Here is a 3,231-nt window from a genome sequence, read left to right on the forward strand (position 1 = left end):
GGCAAATGGAAGGTGCGCAACGCCCAGACGGCGCAGCGGCACCGGATGAACGTCGGGGCCATCGTGGCGGCGGCGACGCTGAACGTGCGCATCGCCTCGCGCCGCGGCGGGGCGGCGAAACAGCTGACCGGCGGCCGCAAGGTGGGCGAGGCCGAGGAGAGCTATTTCGAACAGATGACGCCGGGCGACACCTTCGTCTTCGCCGGTCAGGTCTGGGCCTTCCAGGGCATCAACGGCATGGATGCGCTGGTCACCCATGCGCAGGACAAGGATCCGAAGATCCCGTCCTGGGGCGGATCGAAATTCCCCATGTCGACCTCTCTGGCCGACCGGGTGCGGGCCATGATCCAGGACCGCGACCACTGGCGCGTCCTGCCGCCCGACGTGCAGGAGTGGCTGGAGCTGCAGGAGGAGCGGTCGGTCATTCCGGACGCGAAGACCATGCTGGTCGAGACGTTTCCGCGCGGGTCGCGGCATTTCCTCGTCGCCTATCCGTTCGAGGGCGGACTGGCGCACGGGACGCTGTGCATGCTGCTGACGCGGCGGCTGGACCGGCTGGGGATCGGGCCGCTGGGGTTCGTCTGCACCGACTATTCGCTGGCCATCTGGTCGATCCGGCCGATGGACGAACTGGATCTGGACCGGCTGTTCGAGCCAGACATGCTGGGCGACGACCTCGAAAGCTGGCTGGAGGAGAGCTTTATGATGAAGCGCACCTTCCGCAATTGCGCCCTCATCTCGGGCTTGATCGAGAAGCGCCAGCCCGGGAACGAGAAGACGGGGCGGCAGGTGACCTTTTCGACGGACCTGATCTACGACGTGCTGCGCCGCCACCAACCCGACCACCTGCTGCTCAAGACCGCCCGCGCCGATGCCGCCGCGGGCCTGCTCGACGTCGCACGGCTGGGCCAGATGCTGGCGCGGATCCAGGGCCAGATCCGGCATGTGAGGATGGAGCGGCCGTCGCCCTTCTGCGTGCCGGTGCTGGTGCAGATCGGACGCGAGCGGGTGGGCGGCGGACAGGCGGCCGAGATGATCCTGGACGCTTCCGCCTACGGCTTCGACGAGGCCGATCTGATCGCGGAGGTCATGGCCGACGTCCCGCCCGACTTCCTCGGGGCGGCGCAATGAACGCGGCGCTCAGACAGGCCCTGTCGCCGGCGCGCTGTCCCAGCGGCGGCCTGCGGGTGCATATCGAGGGCGAGCCCTGCGTGCTGCGCTGTTCGGGCGCGCTGTGGGTGCTGAACCACCGCACCCTGATCGCGGCGGACCTGCATCTGGAGAAGGGCTCGGCCTTCGCCGCCCGCGGCCAGATGCTGCCGCCCTACGACAGCCGGGCGACGCTGGACCGGCTGGAGGCCGAGATCGACGTCCTGCAGCCGGCGGCGGTGGTCCTGCTGGGCGACAGCTTCCACGATGCGAAGTCGGTGGGCCGGATGGCGGCCGACGACAGGGCGCGGCTGGACCGGCTGGCGGCGGGACGCGACTGGATCTGGCTGGAGGGCAACCACGACATCGCGGCGCTTGCGGGAGCCATGGACGAGCTGGTCGGCGAGGTGGTCGAGACGATGGACCTCGGCTCCCTGCGCCTGATCCATGAGCCGCAGGCGGGGGTCCGTCCGGGCGAGATCGCGGGCCACCTGCATCCGGCGGCGCGGGTCGCGGCCTATGGGCGCGGCGTACGGCGGCCGTGTTTCGTCACGGACGGGCGGCGGGCGGTGCTGCCGGCGTTCGGGGCGTTTACCGGGGGGCTGGATGTGCGGGACCCGGCGATCTCCGGCCTGTTCGCCCAGCCGCCCATGGCCGCCGCTCTCGGGCGAGACAGGGTGCATGCGCTGGCGTGGGAGACGCTGCGGTAGGCGCTCAGAGCGCTTCCACGAAGGGGTTCTGCATCGTTCGAACGACCTTCATTGGGTGATCGAGGATAAGGAGATCGCCCGCGTCGAATTCCAACACGTCGTAGGGTCTTCCGCCGCAAGCTATCCGACCCACGGGTTCGAGCGTGTCTTCAGAGACGGTAAGAATATCCCCGCTGTATGGTCTCGGAATCAGCCATGCGCTGTGCGCTTCGGAGAAACGGGGAGCGCCTATGAAGGCGGAGGTCATTATCCCGTATTGCGGATCGAGATAGCCAGGCTGCAGTACCGTTGACGAGCTCATCTCCAGCGTATCGCCGTCGATCCGACAGAGCCGATCATAGTTGGTCACCCACAAGGTTCGGCCGCGGACCACCGCATTGTTGCTACCGTAGCTTCCTCCGAGAACCACAAGCCGGGTCGTCCGGTCTTCGGGATCAAATATCGCGAGATGAGGTGACCTCGCGATCAGGATGGCGACCCGGCGGCCGTCCGGAAGGAGGACGGCGTCTGTCGGACCGGAATATCCCGGGTCACCGATTTCCAAGGCGTCAACATCGACTTCGAACCGCGAAAAAGTCCCCCGTGAGGAATCCACCAAAACGCCCAGAAAGGCGGCTTCCCAGGTGTCAGTCGGGTTCAGCGGGACTTCACGCAGCTCAAGACGCGAGAAGGCGTTTGCAGGATCGACAACGGCGACCCCATCCGGGTGCCTCAACAGCAAAGTTCCTGTGGCCGTCAGTTTCAAGCTTGATCGGTCACCCAGATCGACCCGGGTCTCGTGACCAAAGCGATCGAACAAGCGAAAGCCGCCGGGATCGGTCGCCATCCGAAAGGCGAAGATCGCCCGGTCGGTCTCGAGCGGTATAAGCACTAGCGGGGCTGGCCGAGGAGAGGGCCGCCGTCAGCCTTCAGCAACGCGTTCGACGCCCCCTCCAGCCGCTCTTCCAGCAGCGCCATGAACTCCCCGCGTTTCAGCCCCGCGGGGATGGCCGGCAGGAACTCATAGACCACCGTCCCCGGATAGCGGCGGAACCCATGCGCCGGCCAGTGGACGCCGGAGTTGGTGGCCATGGGGGTGCAGTCGGCCTCGAGGTCGCGATACAGGGCGGCGATGCCGGGCTTGTAGTCGGGGGCGGCGCCGACGGGCGCGCGGGTGCCCTCGGGGAAGATCAGGATCTGGCGGCCCTCGGCGTGACGGGCGCGGGCCTGACGGACCATGTCCTTCAGCGCCTTCGAATGGGCCGAGCGATCGACGGCGATCATCTTCGTCTTCGTCGCGAACCAGCCGAAGAAGGGCAGGGGCGTCAGCTCCTGCTTCATGATGAAACAGTTGTCGGGCAGGACGGCGAACGGCGCGATGACGTCCAGCATC

Annotated in this window: 3 protein-coding genes and 1 pseudogene; 2 read left to right on the forward strand and 2 right to left on the reverse strand. The window is 67.3% G+C overall.

Going from position 1 to position 3,231, the window contains the following annotated elements; all coding sequences use genetic code 11:
- Window positions 1-1,131, forward strand: a pseudogene (locus V6M42_RS07930) (DNA ligase-associated DEXH box helicase); the annotation flags it as partial.
- Window positions 1,128-1,859: a ligase-associated DNA damage response endonuclease PdeM gene (pdeM, locus tag V6M42_RS07935; RefSeq protein WP_332678104.1), complete on the forward strand. Its 732-nt coding sequence runs from the start codon at window positions 1,128-1,130 to the stop codon at window positions 1,857-1,859. The pseudogene V6M42_RS07930 and the gene pdeM, both read left to right, overlap by 4 nt.
- A 4-nt stretch (window positions 1,860-1,863) precedes the next feature.
- Here pdeM and V6M42_RS07940 read toward each other — a convergent pair whose 3' ends face one another.
- Both V6M42_RS07940 and V6M42_RS07945 read right to left on the reverse strand, forming a co-directional pair.
- Entirely contained in the window at window positions 1,864-2,685 is an 822-nt protein-coding gene (locus V6M42_RS07940) for a hypothetical protein (RefSeq protein ID WP_332678105.1), read from the reverse strand.
- A gap of 44 nt (window positions 2,686-2,729) precedes the next feature.
- On the reverse strand, window positions 2,730-3,231 hold a 502-nt coding region (locus V6M42_RS07945), incomplete at its 5' end, for a lysophospholipid acyltransferase family protein (RefSeq protein ID WP_332678106.1).

The sequence above is a fragment of the Brevundimonas sp. genome, assembly GCF_036677305.1.
Classification (GTDB): domain Bacteria; phylum Pseudomonadota; class Alphaproteobacteria; order Caulobacterales; family Caulobacteraceae; genus Brevundimonas.

Coding starts and splice junctions, on each gene's coding strand:
- pdeM (WP_332678104.1), top strand. CDS start 1,128: ATGAACGCGGCGCTCAGACAGGCCCTGTCGCCGGCGCGCTGTCCCAGC.
- V6M42_RS07940 (WP_332678105.1), bottom strand. CDS start 2,685: ATGGCGACCGATCCCGGCGGCTTTCGCTTGTTCGATCGCTTTGGTCAC.